Genomic DNA, 18,494 nt, shown 5'->3' with positions numbered 1-18,494 from the left:
GCCCGCGTCCGACCGGCTCACTCGAACCGCAGGATCGGTTGATCGACGGCCAGGCTGTCGCCGGGGTTTGCGAGGACCTCGGCCACGAGGCCGTCGCGTTCAGCCCTGAGGACGTTCCGCATCTTCATCGCCTCGACGATCGCCAGGTTCTCCCCCGCGCGGACGGATCGACCGGGGGCCGCGGCGACCTCGACGAGCAGCCCGGGCATGGGCGACAGGAGGAGCTTGGAAAGGTCCGGGGGGGCCTTCGTGGGCATGAGGGCAAGCAACTCGGCGGCCCTGGCAGTCATGACCATGGCGTCGACCTGCAGCCCGCGATGAGCGATGCGATAGTTGAGGCCAGATCGTTCGACCTGCACGCAGATGGGATCGCCGTCCCAGGTCCCCTTGAGGAGGAACTCGCCGAGCCTCCACTGGGTTCGGAGATGATGAACCACGCCCCCGTGCAGGATCTGGCAGCCCTGGTCTTCCAGGAAGACCCCCAGCTCGACGCGTCCCTCGGGCATGAGCACGACCCAGTCGGCGTCCACGCGACGGGCATGGCCCTTGAGCTGGCCGCTGGTCGCGGTCGCCCGCTTGATGTAGCGGCGACGCGCGTAGGCGGCGACGCCGGCCAGCAGGATTGATTCCTCTGCAGTCGGGGTCGCGTGCTGGAACCCATCGGGATAACTCTCGTGGATGAGGCCGGTGTCGAAATCTCCCGCGAGGAATCGGGGATGGCGGGTCAGCCGGGCCTGGAAGGCGAGATTGGACGCGACGCCCCGGATCAGGAAGGCGTCGAGAGCCTGGTGAATCCTCGCGAGGGCCTCCCCGCGGGACCAGCCGTGGGTGATCACCTTGGCGATCATCGAGTCGTAGTGAATCGGGACCTCGTCCCCCTCGACCACTCCCGTATCGACGCGGATCGAACGCGACTCGTCCTCCGGAGGCTGGTATCGGACGAGGCGGCCGGTGGACGGCAGGAAGTTGCGGGACGGGTCCTCCGCGTTGATCCGGCACTCGACGGCCCATCCGTCCCTTCGCACCTGCTCCTGGGTGAACCCCAGGGGCTCGCCGGCGGCGATCCGGATCATCTGCTCCACCAGATCGAGGCCGGTGATCATTTCGGTGACGGGATGCTCGACCTGGAGCCTCGTGTTCATCTCCAGGAAGTAGAAGCGGCGATCCTTCGCCACGACGAACTCGACCGTGCCGGCGGAGCGATAGCCGACCGCCCTGGCGAGCGCCACGGCCTGCTCGCCCATCGCCGCTCGCGTGGCATCGTCCAGGAATGGGGACGGGGCCTCCTCGACGACCTTCTGATGCCGGCGCTGGAGCGAGCACTCGCGTTCGCCGAGATGCACGGTGCTCCCGAACGAGTCGGCGAGAACCTGGATCTCGATATGACGGGGGTTCTCGATGTACCGTTCCAGGAAGATCCGATCGTCGCCGAAAGCCCCGGCGGCCTCGGCGCGGCAGGCGTCGAACTGCTCGACGAACGAGCCTTCGTCGCGTGCGATCCGCAGGCCCTTGCCGCCGCCGCCCGCCGAGGCCTTGATCATCAACGGATATCCGACCTCGCGTGCGATCTGGACCGCCTCGCTCGCCGAGCCGATCGCCTGGTCGTGCCCGGGGATGACGTTCACGCCGGCCGCTCGGGCGATCCGCTTGGAAGCGATCTTGTCGCCCATCGCGGCGATGGCTTCGGAACCCGGGCCGATGAAGACGATCCGCTCGGCTTCGAGCCGCCGCACGAACGCGTCATTCTCCGAGAGGAATCCGTAGCCCGGATGGACCGCCTGCGCGCCCGTCGAGCGGCAGGCCGTGACGATCCGGTCGATGTCGAGATACGACTCGCGAGGCGGCGGCGGCCCGATCGCGATCGCTTCATCGGAAAGCTCGACGTGGAGCGCGTCCCTGTCGGCCTCGGAGTAGACCGCGACCGTGGCGATCCCCATCGCGCGGGCCGTGCGCAGGATCCGGCAGGCGATCTCCCCGCGGTTGGCGATCAGGATCTTCTGGAACATTCGGGCCTCGACGCTCAGAGGGGGATGTTTCCGTGTTTGCGCCAGGGTCGTTCGACGTGCTTCTTGCGGAGCATCTCGAGCGAGCGAGCCAGCCGCCGCCGGGTCTCGCGGGGCATGATCACGTCGTCGATGAACCCGCGATGGCCGGCGATGAAGGGGTTGGCGAACTTCTCGCGATATTCCCGCTCGCGCGCGGCGAGCCGGTCCGGGTCCCCCTTCTCCTCGCGGAAGATGATCTCGACGGCCCCCTTGGGGCCCATGACGGCGATCTCCGCCGACGGCCAGGCGAGGTTCACGTCGCCCCGCAGGTGCTTCGACGACATCACGTCGTAGGCGCCTCCGTAGGCCTTCCTCGTGATGACCGTGACCTTCGGCGCGGTGCACTCGGCGTAGGCGTAGAGCAGCTTGGAGCCGTGCTTGATGATCCCGCCGTATTCCTGGGCCGTGCCGGGCATGAAGCCCGGGACGTCGACGAAGGTCACGATCGGGATGTTGAACGCGTCGCAGAAGCGGACGAATCGCGCGGCCTTGATGGAGCTCTTGATGTCGAGGCAGCCCGCGAGCACCAGCGGCTGGTTCGCCACGAAGCCGACGCTCCGGCCGTCGATCCGGCCGAAGCCGATGACGATGTTCTTCGCGTGGTCGGGCATCAGCTCGAAGAAGTCCCACTCGTCGACGACCTTGAGGATCAGCTCGCGGACGTCGTACGGCCGATTCGGGTCGTCGGGGACGAGGGAATCGAGCGAGCGGTCCACCTCGTCCACCGGCGCCTCCGTCGGGACGACGGGCGGGCTCTCGCGATTGTTCGAGGGCAGGAACGTGAAGAGGCGCCGGGTCATCATGAGGGCCTCGACGTCGTTCTCGAACGCAAGATCGGCCACACCGGAACGGGTCGTGTGGGTGACGGCGCCCCCCAGCTCCTCGGGGGTGACGGACTCGTGGGTGACGGTCTTCACCACGTCCGGCCCGGTGACGAACATGTAGGACGAGTCCTTCACCATGAAGATGAAGTCGGTCATCGCCGGCGAATACACCGCACCGCCCGCGCAAGGGCCCATGACGAGCGAGATCTGCGGGACGACGCCCGACGCCGTGACGTTGCGTAGGAAGACGTCCGCGTAACCTCCGAGCGAGGCGACGCCCTCCTGGATCCTCGCCCCGCCCGAGTCGTTGATGCCGATGACCGGGGCGCCGACGTTCACGGCCTGGTCCATGATCTTGCAGATCTTCTCGGCGTGCGCCTCGGAGAGCGAGCCGCCGAAGACGGTGAAGTCCTGGCTGAACACGAAGACGAGCCGGCCGTTGATCGTGCCGTAGCCGGTCACCACGCCGTCCCCGGGGACGACGTTCGCGTCCATGCCGAAGTCGGTGCAGCGGTGGCCCTTGAACATATCCCATTCTTCGAACGACCCGGGATCCAGAAGGAGTTCCAGCCGCTCACGGGCGGTGAGCTTGCCCTTGGCGTGCTGGGCCGCGATCCGCTTCTCACCCCCGCCCATCCGGGCCGCGGCGCGCTTCTCATCGAGCTGACGGATGATCTCGTGCATGGGCGGCCTCGCGAAGGACGACGATCAAAGGGGTTGGCTCAGCCGTCGGCGGCCTCGACGTAATCGAGCAGTCGGTAGGCCGCCGCCGCCGCCGTCATCGCCCCTTCGGACACCGATCGGCTGACGGAGTCGAGGTCGCGACGCACCCTGGGATTCTCGCGAAACCGCGAGCGGAGCCCCGAGTCGATCAGGCTCCACATCCAGTCCACCGACTGCCGGCGACGCTTCGCTTCCAGCTCGCCGGACGACGAGAACGCCTCGCGGAGTCGTTCGATCTCGCCCCAGAACTCGTCGATGCCCTGATTCCTGGCCGCGCTCAGGGCGACGACCACGGGGTTCCAGTTCGGCGAGGCGTGCCGCAGCAGCGAGAGAGCTCCGGCGAGTTGAGCGCGAGCGAGCTCGGCGGCGTCGGGGTCGATGTCGGCCTTATTCACGACGATCACGTCGGCGACCTCGACGATCCCCTTCTTGATGGCCTGGAGGTCGTCGCCCGCGTTGGGGAGCTGGATCAGGACGAATGCGTCGACCATGCCGGCCACGGTCGTCTCCGACTGGCCGACGCCGACGGTCTCGACCAGGATGACGTCGAAGCCGGCGGCCTCGCAGATCAGCATGGCCTCGCGGGTCTTGTCGGCGACCCCGCCGAGCGAGCCCCGTGAGGGCGAGGGTCGGATATAGGCGTCCGGGTTCACCGAGAGATGCTCCATCCGGGTCTTGTCGCCCAGAATGGAGCCGCCGGAGATGCTGCTGGAGGGGTCGATGGCCAGGACGGCGACGCGATGTCCGCGGCCGATCAGGTTGAGGCCGAGGGCCTCGATGAACGTCGACTTCCCCGCCCCCGGCGAGCCGCTGATCCCCAGCCGGATGGAGCGGCCCGTGTGCGGCAGGATCGCATCCAGCAAGCCCGCCGCGCGACGACGATGGTCCGGCCGGGTGGACTCGACGAGGGTGATGGCCTTGGCCAGCGCGCGAGGATGTCGCTTCAGGATCCCGTCGACGAGCGCCTGGTCGGAGGCTTCCAGGGTCACGCGGCTCGGCGTCGATTCGTCGTACATGGAGCGGATCTTCGAGGGTTGGAGGGAATCTTCGCGGCTTCGGCCCCGGATGGAACAGGATTGTCCGCCCGGGGCGCCGCCCGCGTCAATCGACGGGGGCCGGGGCGTCGTCTCGCCCCGGCCCCCGTTCGCGATCGGCCGAGATCCGGGCCGGACCGTGTCATGCCGAGACGCGGGTCCGACGGATGGCGTCGAGGATCTGGCGGGCGCAGGCCGGGATCGGAGTTCCCGGCCCGAAGATCCCCACCGCCCCGGCCTGGTTCAGGAACTCGTAGTCCTGGGCCGGGATGACGCCGCCGACGAAGACGCAGACGTCGTCGGCGTCGAGTTCCTTGAGCGCCGCGATCAAGGCGGGGACGAGGGTCTTGTGGCCGGCGGCGAGGGTGGAGACGCCGACGGCGTGGCAGTCGTTCTCGACCGCCTGCCGGGCCGCCTCCTCCGGGGTCTGGAAGAGCGGGCCGATGTCGATGTCGAAGCCGAGGTCGGCGAGCGCCGTGGCGACGACCTTGGCGCCCCGGTCGTGGCCGTCCTGGCCGAGCTTGGCGATCATCACGCGCGGCCGACGACCTTCGTCGGCGGCGAATTTTTCGACGTCGGCCTTCAGGTCCTCCCACTCGTGGTCCTTGCCGAAGGCCGAGCCGTACACGCCCGAGATCACCTGATTGTTCGCCCGGAAGCGGCCCCACACCTTCTCCAGGGCGTCGGAGACCTCGCCGACGGTCGCCCGGAGCCGCATCGCCTTGAGCGTCGCGTCGAGCAGGTTGCCCTCCCCGCCGCGCGCGACCTCGGTCAACTCGTCGAGCGCCCGAAGGACGGCCTCGGCGTCCCGCGAGGCGCGGACCGCCTTGAGGCGGGCGATCTGCGAGTCGCGTACGGCCGAGTTGTCGATCTCGCGGATCTCGACCGGATCTTCCGTCTCGAGGCGGTACTTGTTCACCCCGACGATCACGTCGCGGCCCGAGTCGATCCGCGCCTGCTTCTCGGCGGCGCATTCCTCGATCTTGAGCTTGGCCCAGCCGGATTCGACGGCCTTGGTCATGCCGCCCAGCTTCTCGACCTCCTCGATGACGGCCCACGCCTTATCGGCGAGATCCTGGGTCAGCTTCTCCATCATGTACGAGCCGGCCCAGGGGTCGACGACGTTGGTGATGTGCGTCTCCTCCTGGATGATGATCTGGGTGTTCCGGGCGATGCGCGACGAGAAGTCCGTCGGCAGCGCGATCGCCTCGTCGAACGAGTTGGTGTGGAGCGATTGCGTCCCGCCGAACACGGCCGCCATCGCCTCGATCGTGGTTCGGACGATGTTGTTGTACGGGTCCTGCTCGGTGAGCGACCACCCCGAGGTCTGGCAGTGGGTCCGGAGCATCATCGACTTCGGCTTCTTGGGGCCGAAGCCCTTCATGATCTTCCACCACAGGAGCCGCGCCGCGCGGAGCTTGGCGACTTCCAGGTAGAAGTTCATCCCCACCGCGAAGAAAAAGCTCAGCCGGCCGGCGAAGTCGTCGACGTCGAGGCCCTTGGCGAGGGCCGTCTTCACGTACTCCTGGCCGTCGGCGAGCGTAAGGCCGAGTTCCAGCGCCTGGGTGGCGCCGGCCTCCTGCATGTGATAGCCCGAGATCGAGATCGAGTTGAACTTGGGCATCTTCCGCGCCGTGTACTCGATGATGTCGCCGACGATGCGCATCGAGGGTTCGGGGGGATAGATGTACGTATTGCGGACCATGAACTCCTTGAGGATGTCGTTCTGGATGGTCCCGGAGAGCGCGTCGAGCGCGACGCCCTGCTCTTCCGCCGCGACGATGTAGCCGGCGAGGATCGGCAGGACGGCGCCGTTCATGGTCATGGAGACCGACACCTTGTCGAGCGGGATGGCGTCGAAGAGGAGCTTCATGTCCTCGACGGAGTCGATCGCCACGCCGGCCTTGCCGACGTCGCCCTGGACGCGGGGGTGGTCGGAGTCGTAGCCGCGGTGGGTGGCCAGGTCGAACGCCACCGAGACCCCCTGGCCCCCGGCGGCCAGGGCCCGCTTGTAGAAGGCGTTGGATTCCTCGGCGGTCGAGAAGCCGGCGTACTGGCGGATCGTCCAGGGGCGGACGGCGTACATCGTCGCCTGAGGGCCGCGGACGAAGGGCTCGAAGCCGGGGAGGGTGTCCGCGAAGGGCAGGCCCTCCACGTCGCGACGGGTGTACAGCGGCTTGACGTCGACGCCTTCCGGCGTCCTCCAATCGAGATTTTCGACCTTGTTCCCGGGGGCGAATTTCGCCGCGGCCTTCTCCCAGCCGCCCAGGTTCGAGGAGTTGGGCAATGACTCGCTCATCGTTATCGGGCCTCTCATCCCTCAGCTTGAAGTGGGGATCACCGCGGCGCATATCCTTCATCGCCCGGATTTTCGAAGGCGTGAACGCCCCGCACCAGGCCTGGTCATCGACGACGCTGGTCCCTGGAAATGTGCGATCCGCTCGTCGTCCGCGGGCGCTTGGACGCGTCCCGCGATCGGAGGCGGGGCCCCGAGCGACGCGATCGGCGACCGCATCGGGGTGTTCTGTTCGTGCAAGGATACCCGTTCCGGAGGGCCTCGGCCATCGCGGAAGCGCGGCTTCGGCGAGTTTCCGACATTTCGCCATTTTCGCCGGAGGCGTCGATTCCGGCCCTTGCGAACGGGCCGGAAGCTCCAACATCAGGTAAACAAATTCTTGAACGTTTACTCCGCCACGGCCTTGACAGGCCCCGGGAATCTGCCACGATAAACCGAGTCGCCGTCGCCCATCGGGCGAGGGAGCCCGTCGCCCCCCACCCGCCGGCCCGGGGGGGAGTGCCGAGCGACGGCGTACAAAGTCCGCCAGTTCTTCGGGAGTTTCGCCATGATCATCAAGGGGAAATCGGCCGTCATCACCGGCGCCGGCAGCGGCATCGGCCAGGCCGTTGCCATGGAACTGGCCGAGCGCGGCGTGGGCGCCGTCGGCCTGGTCGACAGCAGCGAGAGCGTCATCAACGTGGCCCGGGCGATCAACGACCGCATGGAGCGGCCGGTGGCCGAGGCGATCATCGGCGACGTGACCGATCCGGCCTTCCGTTCCCACGCCTTCGACCTGATAACCGACAAGTACGGCGCGCCCAGCATCTGCATCCCGGCCGCGGGCGTGAGCCGGGACCAGCTCGCCGTCCAGATCGACGAGGCGACGGGGAAGGCCGTGACCTACCCGCTGGAGAAGTTCCGCGAAGTCGCCGAGGTCAACCTGATCGCCCCCGCCGCCTGGGCCATCGAGACCATCGCCCGGATCGCCCAGGACCGCCACAAGCGGGGCCGCAAGACCTGGGATCCCGACGAGGGGATCCAGGGCACGATCATCTTCCTCGGCGCCGTCTCGTCCCACGGGAACTCCGGGCAGGTCGCCTACGCCGCGGCCAAATCGGGCCTGGAAGGCGTCGCCTCGACGCTCGCCAAGGAGGCCATCAATTTCGGCGTCCGCTGCGCCGTGATCCACCCCGGCTACACCGACACGCCGATGACCCGCGCACTGGGCGAGGAGTACATCGAGAAGAACATCCTCCCCTACACCCAGCTCCGCCGACTGATCGCCCCGTCGGAGATCGCCGACGCGATCTACTTCCTGATCTGCAATTCGGCCGTCAGCGGCCAGCTCTGGGCCGACGCCGGCTGGCATCCCCAGGCCTGACCGCCGCCCCCGTCCCCTTCGCGGCCCGGCGGCCCGCCCGCCCCGCCGCGAGCCCCCGGCGCCAAGGAGGCGACCGATGAATCGGCCTCGACCGCAGATCACGCCGGACCACAACCTGGCCCTCGACCTGGTACGCACCACCGAGGCCGCGGCGCTCGCGGCCGCGCGCTGGGTCGGCCGCGGCGACAAGAACGCCGCCGACGGCGCGGCCGTCGACGCGATGCGCCTGCTCTTCAACTCCATGCAGTTCGACGGCGTCGTCGTGATCGGCGAGGGGGAGAAGGACGAGGCGCCGATGCTGTTCAACGGCGAACGCCTGGGGACCGGCGACGGCCCCCGGGTCGACATCGCCGTCGATCCCATCGACGGCACCAAGCTCGTCGCCGGCGGCCAGGCGAACGCGGTGGCCGTCGTCGCCGTCTCCGAGCGGGGGACGATGTTCGACCCCGGCCCCTGTTATTACATGGAGAAGATCGCCGCCGGCCGCGAAGGGGGCCGCGTCCTCGACGTGTCCGCTCCCATCGAGGACAACGTTCGGAACGTCGCCCGCGCCCGAGGGATGGAGGTCGAAGACCTGACCGTCGTGATCCTCGACCGCGAAAGGCATCACCAGGTCATGGCCCGCGTCCGAGCGGCCGGCGCGCGCGTCTACCTCATCACGGACGGCGACGTCGCCGGCGCGATCGCGGCGGCGACCCCCGGCACGGGCATCGACCTCCTGTATGGCATCGGCGGGACCCCGGAGGCGGTGATTACCGCGGCGGCCCTCAAGTGCCTGGGCGGCGAGATCCAGGGCCGTCTCTGCCCCAAGAGCGACGGGGAGCGACGCGCGGTGCTGGACGCCGGCTTCGACCTGGACCGCATCCTCACCACCGACGACCTCGTCCGAGGCGAGGACGTCTTCTTCGCCGCCACCGGCATCACCGACGGCTCGCTCCTTCGCGGCGTGCGGTACAGCCCCGATGGGGCGACCACCGAGTCCGTGGTCATGCGTTCCCGATCCGGGACCATCCGCACGATCAAGGCCGAGCATCGCTGGGAGACCCTCAATCCGATCTCCGACAGCGTCCACGAGCCCGGCCGCCCCGCCCATCGCCTTCCGCCGATCTTGCGGAAGGAGGGCGCGGACCCCCGGGCGGAATGAGACGGCCGCTCGAAATCAGGCCGTGAGGGCCGCGCCCAGCTCGTCGGGCACGACCCGCGGCCTGCGGGATTCGGGGTCGATGGTCACCAAAGTGACCTTGGCGTCGACGGCGACGGAGCCGTCGGCCTTCCGAATCTCCTGATCGAAGACGAAGCTGGTCCTCCCCAGCCGACCGGGACGGGTCAGGATCGTCAGGACCTCGCCCTGGCCGCATTCCTTGCGGTAATTGACGTCGACGTTGACCGTCACGGTGGTCGCACCCAGGGCTTTCAGCCGATCGTAGCCCAGGTCGTTGCGGTCGTACCACTCCTCGCGACCCCATTCCAGATACTCGACGAACTTGGCGTTGTTGACGTGCGCATTCACATCGATCTCGGTCGATCGGACGATGACGTCCAGGGATACTTTTTTCATGAATCCCTCCTCCCCCTGCCTCTTGCACGCCGTTGAGTCGTTTCGCGCTTCCTGGCTGCGTCCCGACCAGGGAGCCGCGATCGTGTCTTCGGTTTTGACTGCAATGTCGAAAAATTGAAGCGGAAAGCCTTCCTGTGATATAGCACTCCCCTGCCGGGTCGTCTATGATGAGATTCTGGCGAGCGGGTCCTCACTTGACCTCAGGTCGTCCTCCCCTTCCCGATGAGACGCAAGCCGCCGCGCACGGCCCCGGATCATACCGGACTCCCCGTCCGCCCCGACCTTGTTGGAATCTCGGCTCGCAGCCGGGCGTGTACACGCACGGCGAGGCGGCCGGAACTTTGCAGAGGAGTTTGGCAAGATGTCACGCATGGTCGAGGTCACGGAGCTGGTCCTCCGCGACGCCCACCAGAGCTTGTTGGCGACTCGCATGACGCTGGAGGACATGATCCCGGCTTGCGAGGATATCGACCAGGCGGGCTTCTGGAGCGTCGAGTGCTGGGGCGGAGCCACGTACGACTCGTGCATACGTTTCCTCAACGAGGATCCCTGGGACCGGCTGCGGACTTTCCGCAAGTTGATGCCCAACTCTCGCCTCCAGATGCTCCTTCGGGGCCAGAACCTGCTGGGTTATCGTCATTATGAAGACGGCGTCGTCGATCGATTCGTCGACAAGTCCGCCGAGAACGGCATGGACGTCTTCCGGGTCTTCGACGCCCTGAACGACCCGAGGAACCTGAAGCGCGCGATGGACGCCGTGAAGCGGACCGGCAAGTGGGCCGAGGGGACCATCTGCTACACGACCTCCCCCCTGCACACGGTCGAGAAGTTCGTCGAGCTGGCCCAGCGTCTGAAGGACATGGGCGCGCAATCGATCTGCCTCAAGGACATGGCCGCCCTCCTCCGCCCCCGGCCCGCCTTCGACATCGTCCGCGGCATCAAGGAGAAATGCGGCGAGGACACGCTCGTCCACGTCCACGTCCATTCGACGACCGGGGTGACGATGGTCAGCCTGATGAAGGCCATCGAGGCCGGGGCCGACATCGTGGACACAGCCATCTCTTCGCTCAGCCTCGGCCCCGGGCACAACCCGACCGAGGCGCTCGTCGAGATGCTCAGGGATACGGGCTACGAGACCAGGCTGGACAAGGAACGGCTGCTCAAGATCAAGGAGCATTTCGCCAAGGTCCGCCCCCGCTACGCCGAGTTCGAGTCGAAGATCTACGGCGTCGAGACCGAGATCTTCGACAGCCAGATCCCCGGCGGCATGATCTCCAACATGGAAAGCCAGCTCAAGCAGCAGGGGGCTGGCGACCGTTTGAAGGAAGTTCTCGCCGAAGTGCCGCGGGTCCGCAAGGACGCCGGCTATCCGCCGCTGGTGACGCCTTCGAGCCAGATCGTCGGCACCCAGGCCGTCTTCAACGTCCTGATGGGCGAGTACAAGGCGCTGACCGGCGAGTTCGCCGACCTGATGCTGGGATACTACGGCGAGACGATCGCCGAGCGGAACCCCGAGGTGATCGCGGCGGCCGAGAAGCACGCCAAGAAGTCGTCCATCACCGAGCGCCCCGCCGACCTGCTGAAGCCCGAATGGGAGGCCCTGGACCGGGCCGCCAAGGCGCTGCCGGGCAACGACGGCACCCCCGAGGACACCCTCACCTACGCCATGTTCCCCCAGGTCGCCCCCAAATTCTTCGCACGCCGGGCCGAGGGCCCCAAGGACCCTTGCAAGAGCCCGGCCACCGCGGCGTCCAAGTCGGCGAGCCCCGGGGCCATGGGGCTCGACGGCTCCGGGTCGATCACCGGCCCGGTCACCTACGATGTGCAGGTCGGCGACAAGACGCACAAGGTGACCGTCCAACCGGCCTGACCCGAGAAAGCGAGACTCGATCATGAGCACGGAATCGAAATCGATGGAGAAGCTCGTCGAAGAGCTTCGCGCCGCCAGGGCCCACATCCGCGAGGGGGGCGGCCCGGCGCGGCTGGAGAAGCAGAAGAAGGACGGGAAGCTCACCGCCCGCGAACGGGTCGCAACCCTGGTGGACGAGGGGAGCTTCGAGGAGATCGGCCTGTTCGCGCGACACCGCCAGGTCGAGTTCGGCATGCTCGGCAAGGAAGTCCCGGCCGACGGCGTGGTGACCGGCGCGGCCTCGATCGACGGCCGCCTCGTCCACCTGGCGAGCCAGGATTTCACCGTCCTGGGGGGCTCGGCCGGCGAGGTCCACTCGCTGAAGGTCGCCGAGGTGATGGAGATGTCGCTCCACACCGGGAGCCCGTTCGTCTTCATCAACGATTCAGGCGGCGCGCGCGTCCAGGAGGGGATCGACTCGCTCTCGGGTTACGGGAAGGTGTTCTTCACGAACGTCTCGCTGTCCGGCGCGGTGCCGCAGATCTCCCTGATATGCGGGCCTTGCGCGGGGGGGGCGGCCTACTCGCCGGCCCTGACCGACTTCATCATCATGACCCGCAAGGCCCAGATGTTCATCACGGGGCCGCAGGTGATCAAGCAGGTCACGGGCGAGCAGATCAGCGCCGACGCGCTCGGCGGGGCCGACTCCCACATGGGGAACTCGGGCGTCCTCCACTTCGTCGCCGAGGACGATCAGGAGGCCCTGTACCTCTGCCGGAGGCTCCTGAGCTTCCTGCCGTCGAACAACCTGGAGGACCCGCCCCGCATCGAGGCCCCGAACAACGTCGACCCCAACCCCGAGCTGAACACGATCGTCCCCGTCGAGCCGAAGCAGGCCTACGACGTGCGGAAGGTCGTCGCCGCGGTGGTCGACCAGGGGGACTTCCTGGAGGTCCAGGCCGGCTACGCCATGAACATGGTCGTCGGCTTCGCCCGGATCCTGGGGCGTCCGGTGGGGATCGTGGCGAATCAGCCCCAGGTCCTCTCCGGCGCCATCGACATCAACGCGTCGACCAAGGGGAGCCGGTTCATCCGGTTCTGCAACGCATTCAACATCCCGCTGGTGACGTTCGTCGACGTCCCCGGGTTCCTCCCCGGCGTCCAGCAGGAGTACGGCGGCATCATCCGCCATGGGGCGAAGCTGCTGTTCGCGTACTCGGCGACCACCGTCCCGAAGATCCAGGTGATCCTCCGCAAGTCTTACGGCGGGGCGCACCTGGCGATGGGATCGAAGGACCTGGGCGCCGACCGGGTGTTCGCGTGGCCGACGGCCGAGGTCGCGGTAATGGGCGCCGAAGGGGCCGTGGAGATCGTCTTCCGCAAGGAGATGGACCAGGCCGAGGACAAGGCCGCCAAGCGGGCCGAGCTGATTCAGCAGTACAAGGCGACCTTCTCGTCGCCCTTCGCGTCCGCCGGACGCCGCCTGGTCGACGATATCATCGAGCCGGCCGATACGCGGCGCCACCTGGCGCAGGCGCTCGAGTACCTCAGCACCAAGCGCGAACAGCGGCCGCCCAAGAAACACGGCCTGATCCCCCTCTGAGCTGGAGCGAGACCCATGAAAACGGAGACGCCCAGCCTGGCCGACGTCGCGAGCGCCCTGGCCGCGATCCAGGCCGAACTCGCCCGCATGGGCGAGCGGATCGCCGCCCTCGAGGCGGCCGCCCCCCGCCCCTCCTCGAACTCGGCCTCGGCCGGGGAACCGACTCGGGACGGCCCGGTGCTGAGCGATGAGACGATCCTCGTCATCGGCGCGGCGATCGCGGCCTTCCTCGGCAAGAAAGCCCACATCCGGCAGATTCAGTTGCTCGGCTCCGCCGCCTGGGCCCAGCAAGGCCGGGTCACCATCCAGGCGTCGCACGCCCTGAGCACGGCGAGGAGTCAGCCTTGAAACTCAAGATCACCGTAGACGGGAAGCTGTACGAGGTCGACGTCGAGGTTTCGGAACCCGAGCGGGCGAAGCCCGGCTTCGTCCCGCCGATCGGCCAGGTCCGCGTGCCGGCCTCACCCGTGGCACCCGCCCCTTCCCTCGCCGTCGAGACCGTGGGCGACGAGACCAAGGTCTGCCGCAGCCCGTTCGCCGGGACCGTGTCGCGCGTCGAGGCGCAGGTGGGGGCCAAGATCCAGCCCCACGAGGTGCTCGTCGTCATCGAAGCGATGAAGATGGAGACCTCGATCACGGCCCCCGCGGCCGGCAAGATCGCCAAGATCAACGTCGCCGCCGGCGACGCCGTGAAGCAGGGACAGGTCCTCATCGAATTCGAATAACCCCGGCCGGGCCGGGCGGCGGTCGATGCGTCCGCCGCCTTCCGGCGCCGATCGGGGACGTTTCAAGGAGCCAGTCATGACGCCCGTCAAGGCCGTCAACCACATCGGGATCGCCGTGCGGTCGATCGAGGCCCAGAAGGACTACTACACCAACGTCCTCGGCGCCGTCTTCGAGGGCGAGGAGGTCGTGGCCGACCAGAAGGTCAAGGTCGGCTTCTTCCGGATCGGCGACGTACGGATGGAGCTGCTCGAGCCGACCGACCCGACGAGCACCGTGGCCGCCTTCCTGGAGAAGAAGGGCGAGGGCCTGCACCACGTGGCTCTGGAAGTCGAGGACATCGAGGCCCGCATCGCCGACGTGAAGGCGAAAGGGCTGCGGATGGTCGACGAGAAGCCTCGCGCCGGGTCGCACCACCTCCAGATCGCCTTCGTCCATCCCAAAAGCACGTTCGGCGTCCTGACCGAGCTTTGCGAGGTCGTGAAGGAGCCGCACTGACAGCCTTCCGCCCGGATCGAGGCGCCTGTAGGCCTCGATCGTGGGGGCGATTCCTCCCCGGGCTGGACCTCCCTGCATAGAATGAAGCGAAAGCGCGGAACGGGCCCCCTCCGTCCGCGTCGACCTCGATTCGTCGAGCCGGAGGCGTCGTCGCCTCGGCGTCCCACCGGCCCTTTTCCTCGTTGAATAGGAACACGAAATGAGCGTGGTTGCCTCGAGTCCCGCCGCCGGACGGAGGCCGGCCCCCCGATCGCGCCTCCAGAGGTTCTTGACCTCGTCGATCGGGCTGAAGCTGATCATGGCGTTCTCCGGCGTCTTCCTCTCCCTGTTCGCCCTGGGCCACATGCTCGGCAACCTCCAGGCCTATCAAGGGGCCGAGGCGCTCGACGCCTACGGGGCGCTGCTCCACAAGGAGCCCGCGCTTCTCTGGGGGGTCCGGCTCGGCCTGCTGGGGCTCGTGGGTATGCACATCTTCGCGTACCTGGCCCTCACGCGTCGAAACAACACGGCGCGGCCGAAGGGCTACCGGCAGCGGAAGTGGCGCGAGTCGAGCTACGCCTCGCGGTCGATGACTCTCACCGGGCCCCTGCTCCTGGCGTTCATCGTCTATCACATCCTCCACCTGACGACCGGGACGGTGCATCCGGATTACGAGGAAGGCGCCGTGTATCACAACCTGGTGACCGGACTCGGCGGGGTGAACGGCCTCATCTATATCGCCGCGATGGCCATGCTGGCGTTCCACCTGTGGCACGGCGTCTGGAGCATGATGCTGACCCTCGGCCTCCCGGAGGGACGTTACGGGTCGCTGGGCCGGACGGTCGCCACGATCTTCACCATCCTGGTCACGGTGGGTTTCGCGACCGTCCCCCTCGCCGTCCTGACCGGCGTCCTCCATCTGTGATCGGAGCTCGAACGTGGAACTGAAATCGAACGTCCCTCCCGGTCCGCTGGAGACCAAGTGGACGCAGCATAAGTTCGACATGAAGCTGATCAACCCGGCGAACAAGCGGAAGTATTCCGTGATCGTCGTGGGATCGGGACTCGCCGGGGCCTCGGCCGCCGCCTCGCTGGCCGAGCTCGGCTATCAGGTCTCCTGCTTCTGCTACCAGGACAGCCCCCGGCGGGCGCACTCGATCGCCGCCCAGGGCGGCATCAACGCCGCCAAGAACTACCAGAACGACGGCGACAGCGTCCAGCGCCTCTTCTACGACACCATCAAGGGCGGCGACTTCCGCGCCCGCGAGGCCAACGTCCATCGCCTGGCCGAGGTGTCGGTCAACATCATCGACCAGTGCGTCGCCCAGGGCGTGCCGTTCGCGCGCGAGTACAGCGGCCTGCTGGCGAACCGCTCGTTCGGAGGGGCCCAGGTCTCGCGGACCTTCTACGCCCGCGGCCAGACCGGTCAGCAGCTCCTCCTCGGAGCCTATCAGGCGCTGGAGCGGCAGGTCGGCCTGGGCGCGGTGAAGATGTACACGCGGCACGAGATGCAGCAGGTCGTCAAGGTCGAGGGGAAGGCGCGAGGGATCGTGGTCCGGAACCTGGAGACGGGTGAGATCGAGTCGCACGCGGCCGACGCCGTCATCCTGGCGACGGGAGGCTACGGCACGGTCTTCTACCTGGCGACCTACGCCAAGGGCGCGAACTGCACGGCGATCTGGCGGGCGTACAAGAAGGGGGCGGCCTTCGCCAACCCCTGCTACACGCAGATCCACCCGACCTGCATCCCGGTGACCGGCGACCACCAGAGCAAGCTGACCCTGATGTCGGAGTCGCTCCGCAACGACGGCCGCATCTGGGTACCGAAGGCCCGGGGCGACAAGCGGGCGCCCGACCAGATCCCCGAGGACGAGCGGGACTACTACCTGGAGCGCAAGTATCCGGCCTTCGGCAACCTCTCGCCCCGAGACATCTCCTCGCGCGCCGCCAAGGAGGTCTGCGACGAGGGACGCGGGGTCGGCAAGACGGGCTTCGGCGTCTATCTCGACTTCGCCGACGCGATCAATCGCCTCGGCGTCGACACGATCCGCGAGCGGTACGGCAACCTGTTCGACATGTACGAGCGGATCACCGACGAGGACCCATACAAGTCGCCGATGCGGATCTATCCCGCGTCGCACTATACGATGGGCGGCCTGTGGGTGGACTACCACCTCATGAGCACGATCGAAGGTCTGTTCGTGCTCGGGGAGGCCAACTTCTCCGACCACGGCGCGAATCGCCTGGGCGCCAGCGCGCTCATGCAAGGGCTCGCCGACGGCTACTTCGTCATCCCCTACACGCTAGGCAACTACTTCGGCACCGTTCGGACCTTTGACAAGGTGGGGATCGATCACCCCGCGTTCCAGGAGGCTCGGGCCGAGGTCGCTGAACGCTCGAAGCGGCTGCTGGGGATCAACGGCGATCGGACGGCCGACGACTTCCACCGCGAACTCGGCAAGATCATGTGGAACTACAGCGGCATGGGACGCTCCGAGGAGGGCCTGAAGAAGGCCCTGGTCGAGCTGCCCGCGCTCAAGGAGGAGTTCTGGAAGGGGGTCCGGGTCCCTGGCACGGACGGTGAGATCAATCAGTCGCTGGAGAAGGCGGGACGCGTGGCCGACCTGATCGAGCTCGGCCAGCTCCTCTGCCTCGACGCACTGGAGCGTCGGGAATCCTGCGGAGCCCACTTCCGCGAGGAATACCAGACCCCGGACCACGAGGCCCGTCGCGACGACGAGAATTTCTGCCATGTCGCCGCCTGGGAATACACCGGAGAAGACTCGACGCCGGTCCGCCACGTCGAGCCGTTGACGTTCGAGAACGTCCACCTGCAGACGCGCAGCTACAAGTAACGGGGCGCCGGATCGTGGCGAACTCCATTCTCACCCGCGATTTCTCCGAGAGGATCCGCGATGGCCGGACATGGCGAAGAGAAGCTCCTGAACCTGACCCTGAACGTGTGGCGGCAGAGGAATCGGGGCGACGCGGGCCGGTTCGAGACCTATAAAGACGAAGCCCGCGACATCAGCACCGACATGTCGTTCCTGGAGATGCTCGACGTCGTCAACGAGCGGCTGATCAAGTCGGGTCGCGAGCCGATCGCCTTCGACCACGACTGTCGCGAGGGCATCTGCGGACAGTGCGGCGTGGTCGTCAACGGCAGCCCGCACGGCCCGCGCAAGGCCACCACCGCCTGCCAGCTCCACATGCGGAGCTTCCAGGACGGGGACTCCTTGACGATCGAGCCGTGGCGAGCCTCGGCCTTCCCGGTGGTCAAAGACCTGATGGTCGACCGGAGCGCCTTCGACCGCATCGTCGCCGCGGGCGGTTACATCTCCGTCCGCACCGGCAACGCCCCGGAGGCCAACAACATCCCCGTGCCCAAGTACGACGCCGACCTGTCGATGGACGCGGCCGCGTGCATCGGCTGCGGCGCCTGCGTGGCCGCCTGCCCGAACGCCTCGGCGATGCTCTTCGTCGCGGCCAAGGCCGAGCACCTCAACCTGCTGCCCCAAGGGGCCCCCGAGAAGGACTCCCGGGTCCTGGCGATGATCGACCAGGCCGACGGCGAAGGCTTTGGTAACTGCACCAACCACGGCGAGTGCGAGGCCGTCTGCCCCAAGGAGATCAGCATGGCCTTCATCGCGAGGCTCAATCGCGATTACCTGAAGGCCAGCCTCAAGCGTCCCCGGGCGTCCGCCGCGGCCGGCGGCGCCGGCTGATCGTCGAACGCCTTGCCCCAAGCCCCTCGGCTCTCGCGCCGAGGGGCTTTCGCTTTACCACGCCCCGACCAATCTCCAACCCACGCCGCTCCGGCCCTCGTTTCCGGTACTTCCCATCCATCCGAAGCCACTCCGTCAATGCGGTCCTCGGCCCCCGAACCTCCGGAGCCCGTGAGCTGGCTCGCTCGAACGACTGACGACGGTGAGCGAGCCGCAAGACCAGGGGTTGTGCCGGACGCTCCGTTGAACAATAATTCAACGAGTCCCTGCGTAG

At 67.5% G+C, this 18,494-nt stretch carries 15 protein-coding genes; 10 read left to right on the top strand and 5 right to left on the bottom strand.

Annotated elements, in window-relative coordinates; genetic code table 11:
- Window positions 1-17: 17 nt before the first annotated feature.
- The 4 genes from G6O68_RS18190 to scpA all read right to left on the bottom strand — a co-directional run bounded on the left by G6O68_RS18190 (window position 18) and on the right by scpA (window position 6,925).
- Window positions 18-2,006, bottom strand: a complete 1,989-nt coding sequence (locus tag G6O68_RS18190) for an acetyl-CoA carboxylase biotin carboxylase subunit (protein ID WP_165250059.1) — start codon at window positions 2,004-2,006, stop codon at window positions 18-20.
- A 14-nt stretch (window positions 2,007-2,020) separates the two neighbouring features.
- On the bottom strand, window positions 2,021-3,553 hold the full coding sequence (locus tag G6O68_RS18185) for an acyl-CoA carboxylase subunit beta (RefSeq protein WP_165250058.1): 1,533 nt from the start codon (window positions 3,551-3,553) through the stop codon (window positions 2,021-2,023).
- Between the two features lie 38 nt (window positions 3,554-3,591).
- The gene (meaB, locus tag G6O68_RS18180) at window positions 3,592-4,608 is read right to left on the bottom strand and encodes a methylmalonyl Co-A mutase-associated GTPase MeaB (RefSeq protein WP_165250057.1); all 1,017 of its coding nucleotides are present in this window, start codon (window positions 4,606-4,608) and stop codon (window positions 3,592-3,594) included.
- Window positions 4,609-4,768: 160 nt separating this feature from the next.
- A complete protein-coding gene (scpA, locus tag G6O68_RS18175) occupies window positions 4,769-6,925 on the bottom strand; it encodes a methylmalonyl-CoA mutase (RefSeq protein WP_165250056.1) in 2,157 nt (718 codons plus the stop codon).
- 544 nt (window positions 6,926-7,469) lie between these two features.
- Between scpA and G6O68_RS18170 the strand changes: the two genes are divergently transcribed.
- A complete protein-coding gene (locus tag G6O68_RS18170) occupies window positions 7,470-8,285 on the top strand; it encodes an SDR family NAD(P)-dependent oxidoreductase (RefSeq protein ID WP_165250055.1) in 816 nt (271 codons plus the stop codon).
- A gap of 76 nt (window positions 8,286-8,361) precedes the next feature.
- Window positions 8,362-9,429, top strand: coding sequence for a class II fructose-bisphosphatase (gene glpX / locus G6O68_RS18165; RefSeq protein ID WP_165250054.1), 1,068 nt, complete (start codon window positions 8,362-8,364; stop codon window positions 9,427-9,429).
- Between the two features lie 15 nt (window positions 9,430-9,444).
- On the opposite strand, the gene G6O68_RS18160 is transcribed toward glpX, so the two are convergent.
- Window positions 9,445-9,843 carry an acyl-CoA thioesterase gene (locus tag G6O68_RS18160; protein ID WP_206108129.1) on the bottom strand — a complete coding sequence of 133 codons (399 nt, stop codon included), beginning with the start codon at window positions 9,841-9,843 and terminating at the stop codon, window positions 9,445-9,447.
- 361 nt (window positions 9,844-10,204) lie between these two features.
- Here G6O68_RS18160 and G6O68_RS18155 point away from each other — a divergent pair, with 361 nt between their 5' ends.
- The 8 genes from G6O68_RS18155 (at window position 10,205) to G6O68_RS18120 (ending at window position 18,220) form a co-directional block, all read left to right on the top strand.
- Window positions 10,205-11,713 carry a methylmalonyl-CoA carboxytransferase subunit 5S gene (locus G6O68_RS18155; protein ID WP_165250053.1) on the top strand — a complete coding sequence of 503 codons (1,509 nt, stop codon included), beginning with the start codon at window positions 10,205-10,207 and terminating at the stop codon, window positions 11,711-11,713.
- Window positions 11,714-11,735: 22 nt separating this feature from the next.
- Window positions 11,736-13,295, top strand: a complete 1,560-nt coding sequence (locus G6O68_RS18150; protein ID WP_165250052.1) for an acyl-CoA carboxylase subunit beta — start codon at window positions 11,736-11,738, stop codon at window positions 13,293-13,295.
- A 15-nt stretch (window positions 13,296-13,310) separates the two neighbouring features.
- Window positions 13,311-13,643, top strand: a complete 333-nt coding sequence (locus G6O68_RS18145; RefSeq protein WP_165250051.1) for a hypothetical protein — start codon at window positions 13,311-13,313, stop codon at window positions 13,641-13,643.
- Window positions 13,640-14,020 carry a biotin/lipoyl-containing protein gene (locus G6O68_RS18140; protein WP_165250050.1) on the top strand — a complete coding sequence of 127 codons (381 nt, stop codon included), beginning with the start codon at window positions 13,640-13,642 and terminating at the stop codon, window positions 14,018-14,020. The genes G6O68_RS18145 and G6O68_RS18140 overlap by 4 nt, the downstream gene beginning before the upstream one ends.
- Before the next feature lie 76 nt (window positions 14,021-14,096).
- Complete coding sequence (gene mce / locus G6O68_RS18135; protein ID WP_165250049.1) at window positions 14,097-14,516, top strand: methylmalonyl-CoA epimerase; 420 nt, start codon at window positions 14,097-14,099, stop codon at window positions 14,514-14,516.
- 268 nt (window positions 14,517-14,784) lie between these two features.
- On the top strand, window positions 14,785-15,420 hold the full coding sequence (locus tag G6O68_RS18130) for a succinate dehydrogenase cytochrome b subunit (RefSeq protein ID WP_165250048.1): 636 nt from the start codon (window positions 14,785-14,787) through the stop codon (window positions 15,418-15,420).
- A gap of 13 nt (window positions 15,421-15,433) precedes the next feature.
- Window positions 15,434-17,350, top strand: coding sequence for a fumarate reductase/succinate dehydrogenase flavoprotein subunit (locus tag G6O68_RS18125; protein ID WP_165250047.1), 1,917 nt, complete (start codon window positions 15,434-15,436; stop codon window positions 17,348-17,350).
- A 60-nt stretch (window positions 17,351-17,410) separates the two neighbouring features.
- Window positions 17,411-18,220, top strand: coding sequence for a succinate dehydrogenase/fumarate reductase iron-sulfur subunit (locus tag G6O68_RS18120; protein WP_206108128.1), 810 nt, complete (start codon window positions 17,411-17,413; stop codon window positions 18,218-18,220).
- Window positions 18,221-18,494 lie beyond the last annotated feature (274 nt).

This window comes from Paludisphaera soli, from assembly GCF_011064595.1.
GTDB classification, from domain to species: Bacteria; Planctomycetota; Planctomycetia; order Isosphaerales; family Isosphaeraceae; genus Paludisphaera; species Paludisphaera soli.
This window is presented reverse-complemented; position numbering and strand designations above follow the sequence as displayed.